The organism is Gracilibacillus lacisalsi DSM 19029 (assembly GCF_000377765.1).
GTDB lineage: Bacteria > Bacillota > Bacilli > Bacillales > Amphibacillaceae > Gracilibacillus > Gracilibacillus lacisalsi.
Genome location: NZ_KB898664.1, coordinates 327,847 through 346,932 on the forward strand (window position 1 = coordinate 327,847; position 19,086 = coordinate 346,932).

The window sequence follows — 19,086 nt, forward strand, 5'->3', positions numbered from 1 at the left end:
CATTCACATCCTCTAATTATGTTCTCGTTTCCAATCTATGATTGGAATAATAGAAATAGAACTCAACTAGAGTTTATTTTAATTTTACATAATGTTATTACGGTCAACTTTCAACTTTTCCATATCGTCCGCCTCCACCTTCAACCACCATTAACTTCCCTTTACGTAATTTAATAATCATTTCAGCAAGATTATCTCCAACAACTTTTGCTAAATCAACTTCTGGTATATAGTGAATAATATTCATTTCGTTACCAAAATGATCTAATAACTTGTCCATCGTTTTTGGCCCCAGTTTAGGCAAATATTCAAGGGGGACTTGATATATATAATCTGGTCGCTTACTAGCAGTAACTTGGTCGGAAGCTAATTCTCGTATTCGATCTGATACACCCTTAACATATTTACTAGAACCGCATTTTGAACATTTATCTCCTTTAAATGAGGCAAGACAGTTGGCACACACTGTTGCATAATATTTTCCTAATTTAGGATTCATTCCAAAATTTCGGTTAACACACCGCCCGACTTCATTGTTTAATGCCATTTTTAATTCTTTAAAACTTGGTTCTGCTAAAAGTAACTGTTGATATTCTCTTGCTATTTTCGGCAACGAATGGGCATCTGAATTCGTTAAATACGTGTACTGGTGTAATTCTTCAATTTGATCAGCCATCTTGGTATCAGAACTTAAACCAAGTTCAATGGCGTCCACTTGATCTGGATCTAATACCTCTGTTAAAGAATAAGCTACTCCTTTCCCGAACAAGCTCTTAAATGGTGTAAAAACATGAGCAGGAATGAATAACCCATCCAGCTCATGTGTTTTTGTTTGTAAAGTAACAGCATCACCGTAATAACGTTGTGAACTCAGTTCAACGTTTTTCATATGTGAAGACAGCCAAAGGGAAAATGCCTTCATATTTCGAATAAAGGGAAAGAAACATAACACATGTATCGGCCCTTTACAATTCTTGTCATATACCTCTATTTCGCTACCTAAAATTAACGTTGTGTCCCCAAATTGAACACCACCATCTGCTAGTTCCGCTGCCTTCCCTTGTTCAACAGCTAGCTCAACCTCGTTTAGAACCGTTGGAGCATGACAGTCAATAACACCGACAATATCTATCCCTTTCCGTTCACTGGCCTCTTGCATAATATTCATCAATGTTAAATGTTGGGAAGCAGTAATCTTCACTGGCTTCCCCTTTAAATTACGTCCAATATGAATATGTAAATCGGTAAAAAATTCTTTTAGCATTTTACTTCAAACCCTTGTGTTGTAAATAAAGAATCGCATAAGCTGTTTTTGCATCATGTATTTTTTGTTCTGTAACTAACCTTTCTGCCTCTTCCAATGATAGTTCGATTAATTCAACAAATTCATCTTCGTCCATTGCTTTTGGCTGCTCTACTTTTTTCAATGAACTTGTTTTATATAGGTACATTATTTCATCCGCAAAGCCGGGAGAGGTGTAAAAAGAAGTCACATATGTTAATTGATCTGTCGTATAACCTGTTTCTTCTTCTAATTCTCTTAATGCCGTTACTTCAGGTGCCTCATCTTGTTCCAGTTTTCCCGCTGGAATCTCCACTAATGTTTTTTCTAGTGGCTTACGATATTGTTTGACAAAAATAATTTTATTATCCTCCGTTACTGGAATTATCGCAACAGCCCCTGGATGCTTTACAATTTCTCTTTTTGATGTTTTCCCATTTGGCAAGGTGACGTCATCTACTTGCACATTAATCACCTTTCCTTCAAAAATAGTTGTTGTATGAATGGTTTTCTCATTAAAATTAGTCATAATATTTCATCCTTTCTCTTTCCTACAGTCTCTTTCATTGTATTTCTTTGTTACGATTTGTACAATGAATTTATATGGATGATGTAGAAAGGATGAACAATATGAAAAAAACGAAACTCGGAATGTCCGAACTTGAGGTTTCTCAAATTGCACTTGGTTGTATGTCTCTAGGTACCTCCCCAACCAAAGCCAGTGAAATTATTGATGAAGCATTGGAAGTTGGTATTAATTATTTAGATACAGCTGATTTATATGATCAAGGTGTAAATGAAGAAATTGTTGGTCAATCGATTAAAAATAAACGAGATCAAATTGTATTAGCTACAAAAGTAGGGAATCATTTAAAAGACGATGGCAGTTGGTTTTGGGATCCTCGAAAAGCTTATATTAAAGAACAAGTTAAAGAAAGCTTAAGAAGACTACAAACGGATTACATTGACTTATATCAGTTACATGGCGGTACGATTGAGGATCCGATAGATGAAACGATTGAAGCTTTTGAGGACTTGGTGAAGGAAGGTGTCATACGCTATTATGGTATTTCTTCGATCAGGCCAAATGTCATTCATGAATATATTTCAAAATCTAATATCACTAGTGTGATGATGCAATACAGCATGCTCGATCGTCGTCCGGAAGAAGAAGTGATGACACAGTTAGCTGAACATCAAATTAGTGTAGTAACAAGAGGATCACTAGCTAAAGGCATGTTAAGTGCTAAAGGTCCAGAAGTTGTTTCAGCAAAAGGTAAGAACGGATATATAGATTATGATGCAAGTACCTTAAAACATACGGTTGAGCAGTTACGAGGGGTGTTGCAGGATAACCAGACATTGAACGGCTTGGTATTGCAATACGTATTACAAGAACAAGCTGTTGCTTCTGTCGTAGCTGGTGCGAGCTCGATTGCACAATTAAAAGAGAATGCCGAAGCATTAAATCAACATTTTAACCCTGAACAATTTGCAAAAGTTAAAGAAATAACCAAAGCCAATACCTATCAACAACACAGATAAAAAACTAGCAAACCCCGCCACTTCATCATTAAATGCTAAGTAGACGTGGATTACTTTGGTAGTAATGATGAATATTTGAACAGCTTGACCACCACTAGCTGCTTCCTTTTCTTTCCTGGGGTTTGCCCTTCAGCTAACTTTTTCGAGCAAAAACCGCTCGAAAAAGTGAATCTTCAGGCCAAACGAATCCCAACTATTTATGCCGTAATACCACCAACAATTCGATAATAACAGCGATTTTATACATCTCTTTTATAGTTAGGCTATTACTGAATGTATGTGGATAAACGGATTTAACATTTCATTCGGACTTGTTAATCGGAACGTTGCACCATTATAATCTAATTTCATTTTTTTACTAAAAAATGTAGCTTCTTGGTTATGAACAACTACATCAAATTGATCACATTCCACCTCTATGTGATTTGCTTCTCGTCTAGGAATTAGTGAAATAGTAGGCATGCCGTTAACACCACAGCCACAGCCCTCTGTGTCATACGTTAAAGCTAAGATAGTGTTTTTAGAATTCGCTAATGAATTTATTTTTTCTAGTGCATTTTCTGTAATCATCAATTGCATAATACCCCTCCATTACTTCTTCTTAAATGCGGGTTTTAAAATGGTTTCCATTATTCGTGGAAAGTTTTGATATAGCTTACTTCCCGCATGCATCCAAAATGGTAAATTGATTTCCCTTTTATTCTTAAAAAGGCATTTGGTTATGTGGTTCGCTACATCATTTGGATCTAACATATGCTTTGCGACGCTTCTTTGATAATCCCCGTTTGGATCTGCAGTTTCAAAAAAAGCAGTTTTTACCGGTCCAATATTTACCGATGTAACAGGTATCATTCCTTCCAGTTCCATACGTAAAGCATTAGAGAAACTAATAACACTTGCTTTTGTAGCACTATATACAGCAGATTTAGGTGTAGCTATTTTCCCTGCTTGAGAACCGATGTTAACTATATGTGCGACTGGTTGATTCATAAGTGTTGGAAGCATATAGTAAGTAGTAAAAAACAGAGAATCCAAATTGAGCCGAATCATGTTATCAATCTGTTCCCAATTTAATTGATCAAATGCCTCAAAATAACCTACTCCTGCGTTATTGATCAGGATGTCTATTTTACCAGATTCCTTGAGAATTTGGTCCATTCCCTTCTGCCACTCTTTACGATCTGTAATATCAACTGGATACGTAATCGACTTGATTCCATACATTTTGTCTATTCTTCTTGCAATCTCGATTAATTTACTTTCTGTTCTGGCAACTAAGACAGGAATAGCTTTATGTTCCGCTAAAGCAAAGGCCAAAGCTTCACCAATACCGCTGGAAGCACCAGTAATCAATACATGTTTTTCTTTTAACTGATTCATTCTATCAACTCCACCCTTATCATATCATATTCCATAACATGGACAGAACCAATTGATTTTGAATTGTATGTAAATTTTTTGTTAGAAATAACGAATTTATTAGCTAGATCATTGACTTTTCCTAATAAATTAAAGACAATCATGAAGAAGTTAAACTTTTACTTAGAGGTGAAATGATGTCTACCATTATTTACGCACATCGCGGCGCTAGCAAATATGCACCAGAAAATACAATGCCAGCTTTTGAATTAGCATATAAACACGGTGCAGATGGTATTGAAACAGATGTACAATTAACGAAAGACAACATCCCTGTCTTAATTCATGATGAACAACTAAACAGAACTACTAACGGGAAAGGTTTTGTGAAAGATTTTACTTATGACGAACTGAAACAATTAGATGCAGGAAGTTGGAAATCTTATCATTATAAGGACACAACAATACCGACCTTAGATGACCTACTTGCATGGAACCAGGATAAACAATTAAAATTAAACATAGAACTTAAAAATAATATTATTTTCTATCAAGGGTTAGAAGACATAGTCTGCCAAAAATTAGCTAAATACAATATGACAAAACAAACGGTTATTTCGAGTTTTAACCACGATAGTATTACAAAAATTTATGATAAAAGAGTTGATATCGATTATGCTTTATTAACAGGTAGACATAATAAAGCTTTGGTGCCATACAGTACAAAAATTAAAGCAAAAGGTATCCATATCAGTTTTCGCCTACTATCGAACAGGTTAGTTGCGCTGGCAAATGATAATCAATTATATGTCGCAGTATATACAGTAAATTCATCAATTGCTATTAAGAAAGCGATCCGTTTAGGGTGTCATGCCGTTTTTACAGATGTACCTAAATTAGCGATCGATATCAAAAATAGAAGGTTTGCAGAAAGGAATTAATCGATGCACATACACTTTTTAGGAACAGGGGCTGGATTACCTAGTAAAGATCGTAATGTTACATCCATCGTACTAGATTTGTTACAAGAGCGTAATGGGCTTTGGATGTTTGATTGCGGAGAAGCAACACAACACCAAATATTACATACCTCAATCAAGCCGAGGAAGATAGAGAAAATATTCATCACACATTTACATGGAGATCATATTTTCGGGTTACCTGGCTTGTTAAGCAGTCGATCTTTTCAAGGTGGAGAGGAACCAGTAACTATTTACGGTCCAGCAGGAATTAAACAATTTATAGAAACTGCATTAACGGTTAGTCAATCCAAACTATCCTACCCCATTATGATAGAAGAACTGAAAGAGGGGATTATTTTTGAGGATAATCAATTTTCCGTCTCTGTGAAAAAGTTAGACCATGCGATTGACAGCTTTGGATTCCGCATTGATCAAAAAGACAGTCAGGGTTCATTATTAGTAGAGAAATTAAAAAAAGATGGTATTACACCTGGTCCGATTTATCGTCAATTTAAAACAAAAGAAACAGTACAACTCCCCAATGGTAAAACAGTTCATGCCAAAGACTATATAGGAGAGCCGAAGAAAGGTAAAAGCGTTGCCATTTTAGGTGATACCAGAACTAAAGAAGAATATGTCTCCTTTGTCCAAAATGTGGAGTTATTGATTCATGAAGCTACTTTTAACAAGGAACAGGTACAACTGGCACATGATTACTTTCACTCTACTACAGCACAAGCTGCAAAAATCGCACAAAAGGCAAATGTAAAGAAACTGATTCTTACCCATATATCATCGAGGTTTCAATTGGATGAAGTAGATCAATTATTATTAGAGGCTAAACAATATTTTGAAGAAACGGTTATCGCACATGATTTTTATTCAGCCTCCGTAAAGTAAGACTATGATCAGTGTGGGGGTTTTAACCCCCACTGATCATTAGCGAACCTTATCAAGGTGTTAGCTCACCTGACCACTCACTTAGTCTTAGTCAAATCCTAATTGGGCTCATCTAAATAATGAAACAGATCTAACTGGTAAGTAATATCTTCTTTCTTTACCGCATTTTGTACAGTAATACCTAGTAACCTAACGGGATCAGCATTCCAATGCTCTTCCAATAATTGTTCGCTGTAAAATAATATGTCAGAAGCTTTTTCAACGTACTGATTCAATCTCATTCTTCTCGTGATTGTTTTTCTATCACTGTAACGGATAGTTAACTGAATAGTATCACCTACAGCAGATTTTCGATGCAGACGCTTTTCAACGCTTTCCGAAAGAACTCGTAATTGTCCAAGTAGTTGCTCATAATCAGATACATCAACAGGGAAAGTCTGAGAGCTTCCGATACTTTTAAAACTGCTCGCACTTTCTGGATCAACTGGACGTGGGTCTTCTCCCAACGCTCTCGTTTTTAACCTCTCCCCATTCACTCCTAGTAACCCTTTTAATAGCACTGTATCTGTTTCTACTAAATCTTCAATTGTTTCGATTTGATATTTCTTTAATTTTTCGGCTGTTTTATTTCCAATTCCATACATTTCTTCAATTGGCAACGGCCATAGCTTAGAGGAGACATCTCTTTTTCTTAATATCGTAATACCGTTTGGCTTTTTCATATCTGAAGCCATTTTCGCCAGAAATTTATTAGGTGCTATCCCGATACTACAAGGTAAGTGTAAATCATTTGCGAGATGTTGTTGAATAGCATCGGCAATATCGAGCGGATTTCCTAGATCATAGCTGTCTGTAATATCCAGAAACGCCTCGTCAATCGAGACAGGCTCCACATATGGTGTATAATCTTCCAAAATACGAAAAATTTGATTGGAAACTTCTCGGTAGCGATCAAAATTTGGTCTTTTTACAATCAATTGAGGACAATGTTTTTTCGCTTCCCATAGAGACATCGTAGTTTTTACACCTTTACTTCGTGCTTCATAACTACTTGTAACAACAATTCCTTTACGTTCATCAGGATTACCTGCAATAGCAAGCGGCTTGCCTTTTAACTGTGGATTATCTGCTATTTCTACCGATGCATAAAAGCTATTCATATCAACATGTAATATGACACGTCCGTTTTTCGGATACCATGATTTCATATCATCACGCTCATTCAGTTGATTTTTTAACAATTTCATATAATAAAACAGGTACCTCTGTTAAATCTGAAATACTAATCCTTTCATCTTTTGTATGAATATTTTCGTAACCTACTGCTAAGTTAACTGTTGGAATTCCCTTTCCAGATAGATGATTTGCATCACTGCCACCACCACTTACTTTTAATGCAGGGGTCTTGCCTACAGCTTTTACAGCATCCTTAGCCACTTGTACGACTTGATCCATTTCTGTAAATTGATAATTTGGGTACATGGCTTTAACTTCTATATCAACCGTTCCACCCATTTGTGAAGCTGTTTCTTCCAACGCATGACACATTACGTTCACCTGTCTATCTAATTTATCTTTTGATAAAGACCTTGCTTCTGCAACTAACAATACTTGCTCACATACTATATTTGTCGGTCCTTTCCCTTCAAAACTCCCTATATTTGCAGTAGTTTCTTCATCGATTCGACCTAATGGCATATTCGTAATTGCTTTAGCAGTCATACTTATCGCAGAAATTCCTTTTTCCGGACTCACCCCAGCATGAGCAGCCTTTCCGTTTATCGTGGCATATAATTTTGCTTGTGCTGGCGCAGCTGTAATAATGGTGCCAATCTCCCCATCACTATCCAGCGCATAACCGTACTCCACCGGTAAGTGCTTAACGTCAAATTCACGGGATCCTACAAGTCCAGATTCTTCTCCACTCATAATCACAAAATAAATATCACCATGTTCTATCGGGTTTTCTTTCATGATATGAATAAGCTCTAAAATAGCTGATATTCCAGCTTTATCATCCGCACCTAAAACCGTTGTTCCATCAGAATAGATGATACCATCACGTATTTCTGGCTGAATCCCTTCACCAGGAGCAACAGTATCCATATGTGCGGTAAAATAAATGCCCGGCATGTTTTTATTGGTTCCTTCTAGTCGTGCAATGATATTACCTGCTTCATGTCCTGTTACTTGATTGGTTTGATCTTCTTTTACTTCTAACGCTAATTGCTGAAATAGATTGATTAGATAATCAGCTATTTTTCTTTCTTTTCCCGTTTCTGAATCCATTTTTACTAACTCAATAAATTGGTTAACAATACGTTCTTGATTGATCAAAGTTTATACCCCTTTTCTTGATATGTACTTGTCCATTCTTTTAATTAGTTGTAAAATATAGTTTAGTATTGCTCATAAAGGAGGATTTAATATGGCATCTAAGCGTGAAAAACGAATGAAACTGGTTATATATATTATGATTGTAGCAATGGTATTATCAACTTTAACAGCAGGTTTAGCAATGTTTGTTAACTAACTTTGACTGTTCAGTATTTTGAAATGATAACGATTAGATAATAACAAATTTAAACCCGTTTCATTCGTGATTGAAACGGGTTTAAAACTTCTCACGCTATGGTATGAAATCTCGCCGATTACACTTCCTCACAATACTGATCAAACAATCCTTGCAGTTTATTCACTACTTCTACTGGGCTATGCCCTTCTATTTCATGTCTTTCCACCATTTTCAGTATTTGTCCATCTTTTAATAAAGCAAATGATGGTGACGATGGTTGATAACCTTCAAAATATTGACGTGCTACTTCTGTAGCTTCTCGATCCTGTCCAGCAAAAACTGTCACTAGCTGTTCTGGTCTTTTATCATAATGAATAGCACTAGCTGCAGCAGGTCTTGCAACACCGCCTGCACATCCGCATGTGGAATTCACCATTACTAATGTGGTACCACTTTTAGATAAAGCTTCTTTCACATCTTCAGGCGTTCTAAGTTCTTCAAATCCTGCTTGTGTGATTTCGTTTCTTGCTGATTCCACTATATCTCCCATAAATAAGTTAAATTCCATTTTGCTCGCCCTCTCTAAATAAAGTAGTTTTTTAAATAGTAACAATTGACATCAACTTTTTCAATTAACTGAACTTTTAGTCTTAATAATAGGCAGTGTTATTTTAAATGTCGTTCCTGAAGAATCGCTGGAAACAACAGAAATGTCACCTTGATGATTTTTAATAATTCTACAAACGACATTTAATCCTAATCCAGTTCCGTTAGATTTAGATGTAGAGAAAGGTTCAAACAAGACATCTTTAACAGAAGCTGGAATACCTGATCCCGTATCGCTTATATATATATGGTACTTATTATTTTCCACTTTACTTTCTATTTTTATTGAACCACTATCCCCTATTGCATCCTTACTATTTCGCAAAAGATTTAAGAATACTTGCTTTAACTGCTTTTGATCGGCAAGTATGTATTCGTCAGTTATATCTGTCTCCACTTTAATATTTTTTGCTTCCAATGAATTATACATAAGCGGGAGCAAGTCATTTAGCATGTCTTTCAATAATACCATATCTTTTTCTGGCTTTTTATGATTTGACATTAATAACATCTGTTCCACAATGGAATAAAGTCTGTGAATCTCTTTCATTATTAAATGAAAGTTGTATTTTTTCATTTCCTCTTCTGACATCGACTCCTTCATAAGTGATAAGAAGCCATGGATAACTGTTAAAGGATTTCTTATCTCGTGAGCTGAACTAGCCGCCATCTCCCCAACTAAAGCAAGTTTTTCTGACTGAATGATACGATTTTCTAGTTTCGTAGATTCCGTAACATCAATAAAGAAAAGGATTTTTCCTGTTGTCATTTGATGACGATCTTTCAATTTACTCTGCGAAACTAGTAAGACATACTCTTTATTGCGAATAGTAATATGAAGCTTTTTATTTTGGAAAGACTCATTAGAAACAAGCATTTTAAGTATAGGATATTTATTTTGCTTTTCTATAATATCTTTATCCGTAATGATTTCATTGCTCAATTCAAATAAATCACGTACATATGAATTTGCCAAATATTCATTGCCATTATTATCATACGTAATGATACCTACAGGCAACGAGTTTAAAATTTGTTCATGCTTCATTTTATCCGAAATGATTTGCTGGAACGACTGTTGCAAGCTGACGGACATTTGGTTAATCGATTTAGCTAAACTTTGCAATTCCAACTGGGTTGTACTAGATACGGTTTCCCCATAATTACCATTTGCAATTTTGTTTACCTTCGATACCATCGATTCGATAGGTTTTGTAATACTCTTACTCATTTTAAATGAAAAATATAAAGAAATTAAAACACCGAATATCGTAATGATAAGTAAAAAATATAAGGACTTTTCAATAATCTCGGGGTATGTATTAGTATTTTGTTGTAAAGAACTGTACTCATTATCTCTCTGCGTAATGATTGTTTCTTTAAGTGATTCTAAAACGGGTAAGTATTCTGATTCAATCACATTTTTAGCTGCTTCTGCTTCACCATATTCAAGCAAACCAAATACTTTGTTGGTCACAGTGAAATCTAATAACATAAGTTGCTTATGTATGCCTTCAATACTTTCTGGTATTGGAATTTCATCCTCTAATTCCATACTACTGGTGGCAATCTCATTCTCTTCAAATGCCTGTTGGAAATCATCTTCAAAATTAGTATGAGAATGACTGAGAACTATCTGTTTTTTTATTTCTAATTCCTTTTCCCACTGATTCAACCATACGATTTCAGGTAAGTTTTCATCTTTGATAGAGTTCGTTACATCACTTACTTCTTCAATGGATTGAATTAATAAAAGCGAAAAGCCACTAAAAATAACCATTACAGTAAGGAGAATGCATAGTAATTTATTGCGTAATGAAAATTTTCGAAAAGAGGAAATCATTTGGCATTTCTCCTATCATTAGCTAAAATTATCGCGGTATTTTATGATCTGTTGCTTCTTCGATTAATTCAATTTCATCTTCTGAAAACATCGGACCAAAAGGTGCAATACCGTAAACTCCATCATTATCATCCAAGTATTTCTTTTCAAACTTAATTCCTTCTTCACTTAGAAAATCTTCCAAAATGGCATTATAAGCCATAGGCACGTTATTTAGAACACTAGTAAGAACCTTGTTTTCAGCCATATAAGATTGATCTTCTAAGTAACCTATTGTATATATACCTTGCTCTTTTGCATAATTAATAACTTCTTGATTGTAGCTGTTCCCTTTCGTATAGATGACATCTACACCTTGATCAATTAATTCCGCGGCAACTAATTTTGCTGCTGATTTACTTGTTCTTTCAGGGACTACTTTGTACAACAATTCTATTGAATCATCAATTAATTCAATTCCTTTGGGAAATCCCCAGTCCTTATGACTGTTTTCAACAGCATCTATTAAACCAATTTTATTCGACTTTGTTTTTAAACCAGCAGCCATACCTGCAATCACTTCTATTTCATTTTGATTAAATGTGTAAACAGCCAGGTTTTTCGCTATATTATCACCATGTAATGTCACAAATTGAACATTTTTATACTGATTAATTATTCGGTAAAAAGGTTCAGAGAATTCTCTTCCATGACCAATAACTAACTCATAACCTTCGTCAACATACCGTTCTACAAGGGAAGAGGTATCTCTTTCTGCATTGACTTCTCCAAGTACTTCAGCAGTTACATTATACTCTTCTTCTATAAGGATTTTTCCTTTATAAGCTAAACTTCCCCAGCTTTGATCATTTAATCGGTCAGTCGTTAAGATTAATACTTTAGTAGGAGCTGATTCAGAAGCATTCATATTATTCATTATCTGATTAGATTTGAACACTAAAAAAATAACAAAGATCGATACGACAATCAATGTAATTGCTAATATGTATTTTACCTGTTTTTTTGCTTCCATTTGCCCTCATCCTTATTCATAGTAACAAGTCCATTATACATAAAAAGACAAGATTTGAACACACTTTTACAATTTTCATTTATTTTCGACATTTTTCTTCCGTAAATAATAGTCATATCGACAAAGTAGACGAGCATATAGTTAAACGATACAGGATTTAGTAGCTATAAGGGAGGAGAGTAATGCATTGAATATATCATTGTTTGCAGGAATAGATTGGATCAGTTTATTACAAATAATCTCAATTGATATAGTATTATCTGGAGATAATGCTTTAGTTATCGCGATGGCAACAAAAAATCTCCATAAAAAAAATCAAAACAAAGCTATTTTAATTGGGGTTGCTGGAGCTATTATCCTTAGAATAATCTTTGCGACTGGAATTATTTATCTGCTGAAATTCCCGCTAATTTACCTTATAGGTGGTATTTTATTAATTTGGATCGGTTACAAGATTTTAATAAAAGAGGAGGAAGCACAAGAAATTACGTCACATCACTCTTTATACAAAGCTGTAATGACCATTATTCTTGCGGATGTCATCATGAGCTTAGATAATGTTGTAGCAATCGCAGGTGCTTCCAAAGGTAGTGTTACATTACTGGCATTAGGTGTTATCGTGAGTATTCCGTTAATGATATTTGGAGCTAAATTTATTGTTCATCTTCTAAAACGTTACCCATATCTCATGTATATCGGATCAGCTATACTAGTTTACACTGGTGTGGATATGCTAGTACATGAACCATTTGTTTATCAGTTTTTCCAACTGGAATCTGGACTGATTACTGTTTTATTAAGTGTTATCGTCACAATCGGTGTCATCATTTCCGGCTATATTACCAATAAACAAACTGAGCAAAATTCTTAATAATTGACCGTTCCTTTCTTAACTGCTGCTTTTTTATGAACAACTGGGACATTCCATTTACACTTGACCGCTAGCATACGAATTGTTAAAGTCACCGTTAGACATATATATAAGCTAATCGTTGGTGACAGCAATTCATATGTGCTGATTAATGCAATAGAACCTGCAATCGAAGCAATCCCGTATATTTCTTTGCGAAATACGAATGGAATTTCTCGAACAAATACATCTCGTAAAACACCACCGCCAATTCCTGTTACTAATCCCATTGCTACAATAAGGAATGGCTGAGAGTAGTCGAGACTTATGGCAGCATTGGCACCAACAGCGGTAAAAACGCCTAATCCAATCGCATCCGAGAACGTGATCCCATGTTCAAATTTGTCGATTTTGTCATAAAATAGTATGGTTGCCAAGCTTGCTAGTAAACTAACTAAAAAGTATTGCGGGTCTGCTAGATTAGTTGGTGGTATATTACCGATCATCAAGTCCCTAATCACACCACCAGCTAGTGCTGTAGTTAGCCCTAATAAAATGACACCAAATATATCTAAATTTTTTTTAATTGCAATTAAAGACCCAGAAATAGCAAATGCTATTGTTCCAATATAAACAAATGCTTCAATTAAAAACATGACTATCCCCCACTTTTCGTAGATGAAAATATCTGTTTCCTTTTATGCCAAATATCTTCTAGCTTATCAAATAACCATTGTAACACTAATCCTTGAATAATAACACCGAATATCGAGGTTATCGTTAATAGCAAAATACTAGGAAAATGGTTAATGCTTTCTAAACTATTCGCAAATATAAACAAATGCTGGAATACGACGAAAAATGCTTCATGCCAAAATTCTAATCTGTTCCCCATTTTCCAGATCATAATCGTTTCAATTAGTAACAATGCCGGTAGTGACAATAACAGTAGCATTTTTTTAGTATAGGTTAATTGTTTTATATAAGGTGTAACATAATATTTCGTGATCGTTTTGATTCGAAACAGATAGAACAATCGGACAATTCTTGCTACTTGAAAGAATTGATCAAATGGAATCACTGCAAGTAATAGAAAAGGATTTTTTTTAATGAATTGCCATTTATTATCTGCTAATATGATTCGAATGATATAATCAATTAAAAATACGATCCATACAATCAAATTAATGGTTGAATTTACCGTATGTTCAACCCATAGTGTCAATATAGTGACCATAACTAACAGAATCATGGCCATGTCATATATCATTCTAGCTTTTTGCTGCATTATTATCACCATTATTCTAAAAGAAAAAGCTGGCCTAATGCTCTAGTAATACTAGACAAGTGGACTGATATGCCCAAAGAATCACTGGCACCACTAATTTTCTCTGTCAGAATTATTTTAGATATTTCGTCAAACAAACTAAAGGGAAACCTCAACAACGATCACAGGTTTCCCTTACTTTATTTAGTATACTGTTTTCAGACTTAAATTGAAACTGTTTTTTACCATTTTCAATAAATTGGTGTTGTCTCACTTGAAATATTCTCTAAAATTGCTTTAACGTGTGACATAAACGCTCCACAGATTACACCATCTAACACACGATGATCTAATGATAAACAAAGGTTTACCATATCACGAGCAGCGAACATATCATCGATTATAACCGGTCGTTTTACTATGGATTCTACTTGTAGAATTGCTGACTGTGGATAGTTGATAACACCCATAGATTCTACAGAACCGAATGACCCCGTATTGTTCACTGTGAATGTCCCATCTTCCATATCGTCTTTCGTTAGCGTCCCTGTTCTTGCTTTATTAGAGAGCTGAGCAATTTCTTTGGCAATACCTTTAATACTCTTTTCATCTACGTTTTTAATTACAGGGACATATAATTCATGTCCATGAGCTACTGCAATCGATAGATTAATTTCATTACGCTGAATGATTTTATCTCCTGCCCAGCAACTATTTAATTCAGGGAATTTCTTCAAGGCTTTTGCCACAGCATTTAAGAAAAAGGCAAAATAAGATAAGTTATATCCTTCATTTTCCTTAAATTTATCTTTCTCAGCATTTCGATATGCAACCAGATTGGTAACGTCCACTTCAATCATCATCCATGCATGTGGTATTTCAGTTTTCGACCGTACCATATTTTGAGCAATCGTTCTTCTTAGACCTGTCACCGGTATTTCACGATCACCAGGTTTCGCTTGGACAGTTTTACGTCGAATGATAGGTGGCGTAAATTCCTCGAGGTCTTCCTGCTCCGCTGTACTCTCTTCTTGCGTTGACATTGGTTCAGTATTATCTACTGTCGATGTTTGCCCACTATCAATAACTTTTTCAATATCTTTTCTCGTTATGCGGCCACCTTTACCTGAACCTGTTACCGTACTTAAGTCTATTTGATGCTCTCCTGCTAGCCGCATGACTACTGGAGAATAACGGGTTTTCATATTTTGTTCTACCGACGCTTCATCATTTGATTCTGGTGCAGGAGCTGAGGATGTTTGCTCATTCTCTTCACCTTCTGCCTCGATGTAGCACATCAATTGACCGACTTCAATTGTTTCTCCTTCTTCAGCAATCAATTCTTTAATAACACCAGAATAAGATGAAGGAACCTCTGCATTCACTTTATCTGTCATTACTTCTGCAATTGCATCATATTTCTCGACGTAATCCCCTACCTGGACAAGCCAGTTACTGACCGTTCCTTCTGTTACACTCTCACCAAGTTGAGGCATATTAATTCGTAGCACCGTCAACATTCTCACTCCTTCTTAAAATTCCGCTAAATCACGAATAGCTTGTTCAATTTTTTCTGGACTTACCATAAATTCTTTCTCTAACGGTGGTGCATATGGCATTGCGGGTACTTCTGGCCCCGCTAATCTGCGAATCGGTGCATCCAAATCAAACAAGCAATGTTCACTTATGATGGCAGACACCTCTCCTATTATACTGCCTTCTTTATTATCTTCAGTGACTAATAACACTTTTCCTGTTTTAGAAGCAGCGTTAATAATCGCTTGCTGATCTAGTGGATAGACCGTTCGTAAATCAACAATCTCGGTATTAATGCCTTCTTGCTCCAGTTTTTCTGCTGCTTGTTTAGCGAAATGTACACATAATCCATACGTGATCACTGTTACATCATCGCCTTTTCGAACGGTGTTTGCTTTACCGATCGGAACGGTATATTCTTCTTCTGGCACCTCTTCCTTCAAAAGACGATAAGCTCTTTTATGTTCTAGGAATAGCACTGGGTCATCATCTCTAATAGCGGCTTTTAGTAATCCCTTTACATCATAAGGAGACGATGGCATTACAATTTTCAACCCTGGTTGATTTGCAAAAATAGCTTCAATTGATTGTGAGTGATAAAGTGCTCCGTGTACTCCTCCACCATAGGGTGCTCTTATTGTTATCGGGCAATTCCAATCATTGTTAGACCGATATCGAATCCGCGCAGCTTCAGAAATAATTTGGTTAACTGCAGGCATAATAAAATCAGCAAATTGCATTTCTGCAACAGGACGCATGCCATACATTGCTGCTCCAATTCCAACGCCTGCGATCGCAGATTCAGCTAGAGGTGTGTCTATCACTCGTTCCTCTCCAAATTGATCATATAAACCTGCTGTTGCTAGGAAAACACCACCTCTTTTTCCCACATCTTCACCAAGAACAAATACTTTCTCGTTTTGTTCCATTTCTTCTTTCAATGCTTGGTTAACTGCCTGGATATACGTCATAACAGCCATTAGTGATCCCCCTTTTCACCATAGACATAATTATTAATTGTAGAAGCATCTGCATATGGTGCGTTCTCAGCATATTCTGTCGCATCATTTATTTCTTTTTTAATTTCCGCTTCTAAATCGTCATTTATTGTTTCCGTAAGATATCCCTTTTCAAACAAGAAGTTTTGGAAACGTACTATACCATCTTTTGATTTTTCGTTCGTTACCTCATCTTTCGTTCGATAAGTCATGTCGTCATCATCACTTGAATGAGGTGTTAATCGATAGGAAACAGCTTCAATCAACGTTGCCCCTTCTCCATTTAAAGCTCGCTGATGTGCTTGTTTAACTGCTTCATATACTTCGATCGCTTCGTTTCCATCGACTTTAATTCCTTTTATCCCATAACCAATTGCTCGATCCGAAATATTTTCACATGCTACTTGTTTATTTAAAGGGACACTAATGGCATACTTGTTATTTTCTACCATAAAAATAACAGGTAATTTGTGAACACCAGCGAAATTCAACCCTTCATGAAAATCACCTTGATTCGAAGAGCCTTCCCCTAAAGTGACAAACGATACAGCAGGATTCTTTTCCATTTTTGCAGCTAGGGCAAAACCTGCAGCATGTGGTACTTGAGTCGTTACAGGGGAAGATCCTGTAACAATACGATTCTGCTTCTGACTAAAGTGACTTGGCATTTGTCGACCGCCAGAGTTTGGGTCTTCGCCTTTGGCATATGCCTGTAAAAATATTTCTCTTGTAGTCATACCGAAATGAATGACAACACCTAGATCACGATAGTATGGCAATACGTAGTCTCGCTCTTTGTTCAAGGCAAAAGAAGCTGCAATCTGCATTACTTCTTGTCCTTGACAGGATACAACAAATGGAATACTTCCCGAACGATTTAATAACCACATTCTTTCGTCAATTCTTCTTGCTAATAACATCTCACGATACATTGCTAGTAACGTATCTTTATCGTTTTCTAATGAATAAGTTTGATTAACCATGAATTTTCCTCCCCTCGGCTGCTAATGCAGCCTCTCCAATAATTTCACTTAAAGATGGATGTGGATAGACTACTTCAGATAATTCTAAAGCCGAACCATCGAAATATTTTGCAGTACTTGCTTGTCCAATTAATTCTGTTACTTGGTCACCTATCATATGAATTCCTAAAATATCATTTGTTTGTTTATCTATAATTATTTTGGTAAAACCCTCTGTATGACCATTTACATGCGCTTTTCCAATCGCCTGAAGCGATACTTTCTCCACACGATAGTCATATTCTTTTTGTTTTACTTGTTGTTCTGTATAACCAACCATTGCTATTTCTGGACTTCCATAGATACATGACGGAATTTCCTGTTGCGTTATGGAACTGCTACTAATTCCTGCGATATGTTCTACAGCTTTCTTTCCTTCATAAGTCGCAACATGTGCAAGTTGTTGTCCACCATTCACATCACCTATCGCATAAATGTGGCTCTCTTTAGTTTGAAAATGTTCATTCACCACAATGAACCCTTTTGGATCAAGTTGTATATCTGTGTTTTCTATTCCAATTTCTTTAGTATTTGCTTGTCTTCCTACTGCAATCAGCAATTTTTCGGCTGAAATATTATGTATTTCATGCTGTTGTTGATATTTTACTTGTATTTCAGCCCCTTTCTCAATAGAGCTAGGGTCTATTTTGGCTTGTTCAAGAATGGTAATTCCTTTCTTTGTTAATACTCGCTTCAATTGTTTCACTATATCATGATCAAATGTCGAAAGTATTTGGTCTTGTGCTTCCACAATTGTTACTTCTACACCAACATCATGTAGGAAAGAAGCCCATTCCATCCCAATTACTCCGCCACCTACAATGATGATCGATTTTGGTAAGTCAGTCATTTCTACTAAGTCATCTGAAGTAACGATATTTCTATGATCGATTTCCATATTAGGCAGTATACTTGGTGATGAGCCAGTTGCAATAATTACGTTTTTAGATACTAATATATCATTTTCTCTTTCGTCTTCATATTCGACTGAGATTGATCCAGCAATTGGCGAAAAGATAGATGGACCTAATATACGACCAACCCCCTCATAGACATCGACTTTATTGGTGCGGATTAAATGTTCGACACCTTGATGTAAAGAGTTGATTACCTTTTCCTTCCTTGCCATTGCTTGGTTCATATTAAATGTTGGGGCTGTTGTTTCCACACCAAAATCAGCTGCGTTTGTTACTTGTTGGTAAACGGAAGCACTCTTCAGTAAAGCTTTCGTAGGAATACATCCTTTGTGTAAACAGGTTCCACCAAGTTTTTCCTTTTCAACAATTGCTGTTGTTAAACCTAATTGAGCAGCACGAATTGCCGTAACATAGCCGCCTGTGCCCCCACCAAGAATAACAAGATCATAATTTAATGCCATGTAAGCCATTC

Annotated in this window: 19 protein-coding genes and 1 pseudogene; 5 read left to right on the forward strand and 15 right to left on the reverse strand. The window is 35.8% G+C overall.

Annotated elements, in window-relative coordinates; all coding sequences use genetic code 11:
* Positions 1 to 103: 103 nt before the first annotated feature.
* Both D569_RS0106645 and D569_RS0106650 read right to left on the reverse strand, forming a co-directional pair.
* A complete protein-coding gene (locus tag D569_RS0106645; RefSeq protein ID WP_018931628.1) occupies positions 104 to 1,264 on the reverse strand; it encodes an endonuclease Q family protein in 1,161 nt (386 codons plus the stop codon).
* A gap of 1 nt (position 1,265) precedes the next feature.
* Positions 1,266 to 1,811 carry an NUDIX hydrolase gene (locus D569_RS0106650; RefSeq protein ID WP_018931629.1) on the reverse strand — a complete coding sequence of 182 codons (546 nt, stop codon included), beginning with the start codon at positions 1,809 to 1,811 and terminating at the stop codon, positions 1,266 to 1,268.
* A gap of 101 nt (positions 1,812 to 1,912) precedes the next feature.
* Between D569_RS0106650 and D569_RS0106655 the strand changes: the two genes are divergently transcribed.
* Positions 1,913 to 2,827, forward strand: coding sequence for an aldo/keto reductase (locus D569_RS0106655; protein ID WP_018931630.1), 915 nt, complete (start codon positions 1,913 to 1,915; stop codon positions 2,825 to 2,827).
* Between the two features lie 258 nt (positions 2,828 to 3,085).
* Here the strand turns inward: D569_RS0106655 and D569_RS0106660 are convergent, their stop codons facing one another.
* Both D569_RS0106660 and D569_RS0106665 read right to left on the reverse strand, forming a co-directional pair.
* Positions 3,086 to 3,406, reverse strand: a complete 321-nt coding sequence (locus D569_RS0106660) for an iron-sulfur cluster biosynthesis family protein (protein ID WP_018931631.1) — start codon at positions 3,404 to 3,406, stop codon at positions 3,086 to 3,088.
* Between the two features lie 12 nt (positions 3,407 to 3,418).
* Positions 3,419 to 4,207: an SDR family NAD(P)-dependent oxidoreductase gene (locus D569_RS0106665; RefSeq protein ID WP_018931632.1), complete on the reverse strand. Its 789-nt coding sequence runs from the start codon at positions 4,205 to 4,207 to the stop codon at positions 3,419 to 3,421.
* A 176-nt stretch (positions 4,208 to 4,383) separates the two neighbouring features.
* Here D569_RS0106665 and D569_RS0106670 point away from each other — a divergent pair, with 176 nt between their 5' ends.
* Together D569_RS0106670 and rnz are read left to right on the forward strand one after the other, a co-directional pair.
* On the forward strand, positions 4,384 to 5,127 hold the full coding sequence (locus D569_RS0106670; RefSeq protein WP_018931633.1) for a glycerophosphodiester phosphodiesterase: 744 nt from the start codon (positions 4,384 to 4,386) through the stop codon (positions 5,125 to 5,127).
* Positions 5,128 to 5,130: 3 nt separating this feature from the next.
* Positions 5,131 to 6,048, forward strand: coding sequence for a ribonuclease Z (gene rnz / locus D569_RS0106675; protein ID WP_018931634.1), 918 nt, complete (start codon positions 5,131 to 5,133; stop codon positions 6,046 to 6,048).
* Positions 6,049 to 6,164: 116 nt separating this feature from the next.
* Here rnz and D569_RS22635 read toward each other — a convergent pair.
* Both D569_RS22635 and D569_RS0106685 read right to left on the reverse strand, forming a co-directional pair.
* Positions 6,165 to 7,256, reverse strand: a pseudogene (locus tag D569_RS22635) (DNA polymerase IV); the annotation flags it as partial.
* A gap of 10 nt (positions 7,257 to 7,266) precedes the next feature.
* Positions 7,267 to 8,385 (reverse strand): M20/M25/M40 family metallo-hydrolase, encoded by a 1,119-nt coding sequence (locus D569_RS0106685; protein WP_018931636.1) that lies wholly within the window; start codon positions 8,383 to 8,385, stop codon positions 7,267 to 7,269.
* A 91-nt stretch (positions 8,386 to 8,476) separates the two neighbouring features.
* Here D569_RS0106685 and prli42 point away from each other — a divergent pair, with 91 nt between their 5' ends.
* The gene (gene prli42, locus D569_RS24325) at positions 8,477 to 8,581 is read left to right on the forward strand and encodes a stressosome-associated protein Prli42 (protein WP_018931637.1); all 105 of its coding nucleotides are present in this window, start codon (positions 8,477 to 8,479) and stop codon (positions 8,579 to 8,581) included.
* 118 nt (positions 8,582 to 8,699) lie between these two features.
* Here prli42 and D569_RS0106695 read toward each other — a convergent pair whose 3' ends face one another.
* The 3 genes from D569_RS0106695 to D569_RS0106705 are packed head-to-tail and all read right to left on the reverse strand — an operon-like array spanning position 8,700 to position 12,024.
* Positions 8,700 to 9,131 carry a BrxA/BrxB family bacilliredoxin gene (locus tag D569_RS0106695; RefSeq protein ID WP_018931638.1) on the reverse strand — a complete coding sequence of 144 codons (432 nt, stop codon included), beginning with the start codon at positions 9,129 to 9,131 and terminating at the stop codon, positions 8,700 to 8,702.
* A 60-nt stretch (positions 9,132 to 9,191) separates the two neighbouring features.
* Complete coding sequence (locus D569_RS0106700) at positions 9,192 to 11,012, reverse strand: ATP-binding protein (RefSeq protein ID WP_018931639.1); 1,821 nt, start codon at positions 11,010 to 11,012, stop codon at positions 9,192 to 9,194.
* 28 nt (positions 11,013 to 11,040) lie between these two features.
* On the reverse strand, positions 11,041 to 12,024 hold the full coding sequence (locus D569_RS0106705) for a BMP family ABC transporter substrate-binding protein (RefSeq protein WP_018931640.1): 984 nt from the start codon (positions 12,022 to 12,024) through the stop codon (positions 11,041 to 11,043).
* 187 nt (positions 12,025 to 12,211) lie between these two features.
* Between D569_RS0106705 and D569_RS0106710 the strand changes: the two genes are divergently transcribed.
* Positions 12,212 to 12,895, forward strand: a complete 684-nt coding sequence (locus tag D569_RS0106710) for a TerC family protein (protein ID WP_018931641.1) — start codon at positions 12,212 to 12,214, stop codon at positions 12,893 to 12,895.
* On the opposite strand, the gene D569_RS0106715 is transcribed toward D569_RS0106710, so the two are convergent.
* The 6 genes from D569_RS0106715 to lpdA form a co-directional block, all read right to left on the reverse strand.
* Positions 12,892 to 13,530, reverse strand: coding sequence for a trimeric intracellular cation channel family protein (locus D569_RS0106715; RefSeq protein WP_018931642.1), 639 nt, complete (start codon positions 13,528 to 13,530; stop codon positions 12,892 to 12,894). The two genes, D569_RS0106710 and D569_RS0106715, sit on opposite strands and share 4 nt — an antisense overlap.
* A gap of 2 nt (positions 13,531 to 13,532) precedes the next feature.
* Positions 13,533 to 14,162, reverse strand: coding sequence for a hypothetical protein (locus D569_RS0106720; RefSeq protein ID WP_018931643.1), 630 nt, complete (start codon positions 14,160 to 14,162; stop codon positions 13,533 to 13,535).
* Between the two features lie 230 nt (positions 14,163 to 14,392).
* Entirely contained in the window at positions 14,393 to 15,661 is a 1,269-nt protein-coding gene (locus D569_RS0106725) for a dihydrolipoamide acetyltransferase family protein (protein WP_018931644.1), read from the reverse strand.
* Between the two features lie 12 nt (positions 15,662 to 15,673).
* Positions 15,674 to 16,657, reverse strand: coding sequence for an alpha-ketoacid dehydrogenase subunit beta (locus tag D569_RS0106730; protein WP_018931645.1), 984 nt, complete (start codon positions 16,655 to 16,657; stop codon positions 15,674 to 15,676).
* Positions 16,657 to 17,658 (reverse strand): thiamine pyrophosphate-dependent dehydrogenase E1 component subunit alpha, encoded by a 1,002-nt coding sequence (locus D569_RS0106735; protein ID WP_018931646.1) that lies wholly within the window; start codon positions 17,656 to 17,658, stop codon positions 16,657 to 16,659. Before D569_RS0106735 ends, D569_RS0106730 begins: the two co-directional genes overlap by 1 nt.
* Entirely contained in the window at positions 17,651 to 19,075 is a 1,425-nt protein-coding gene (lpdA, locus tag D569_RS0106740) for a dihydrolipoyl dehydrogenase (RefSeq protein WP_018931647.1), read from the reverse strand. The genes D569_RS0106735 and lpdA overlap by 8 nt, the downstream gene beginning before the upstream one ends.
* Positions 19,076 to 19,086 lie beyond the last annotated feature (11 nt).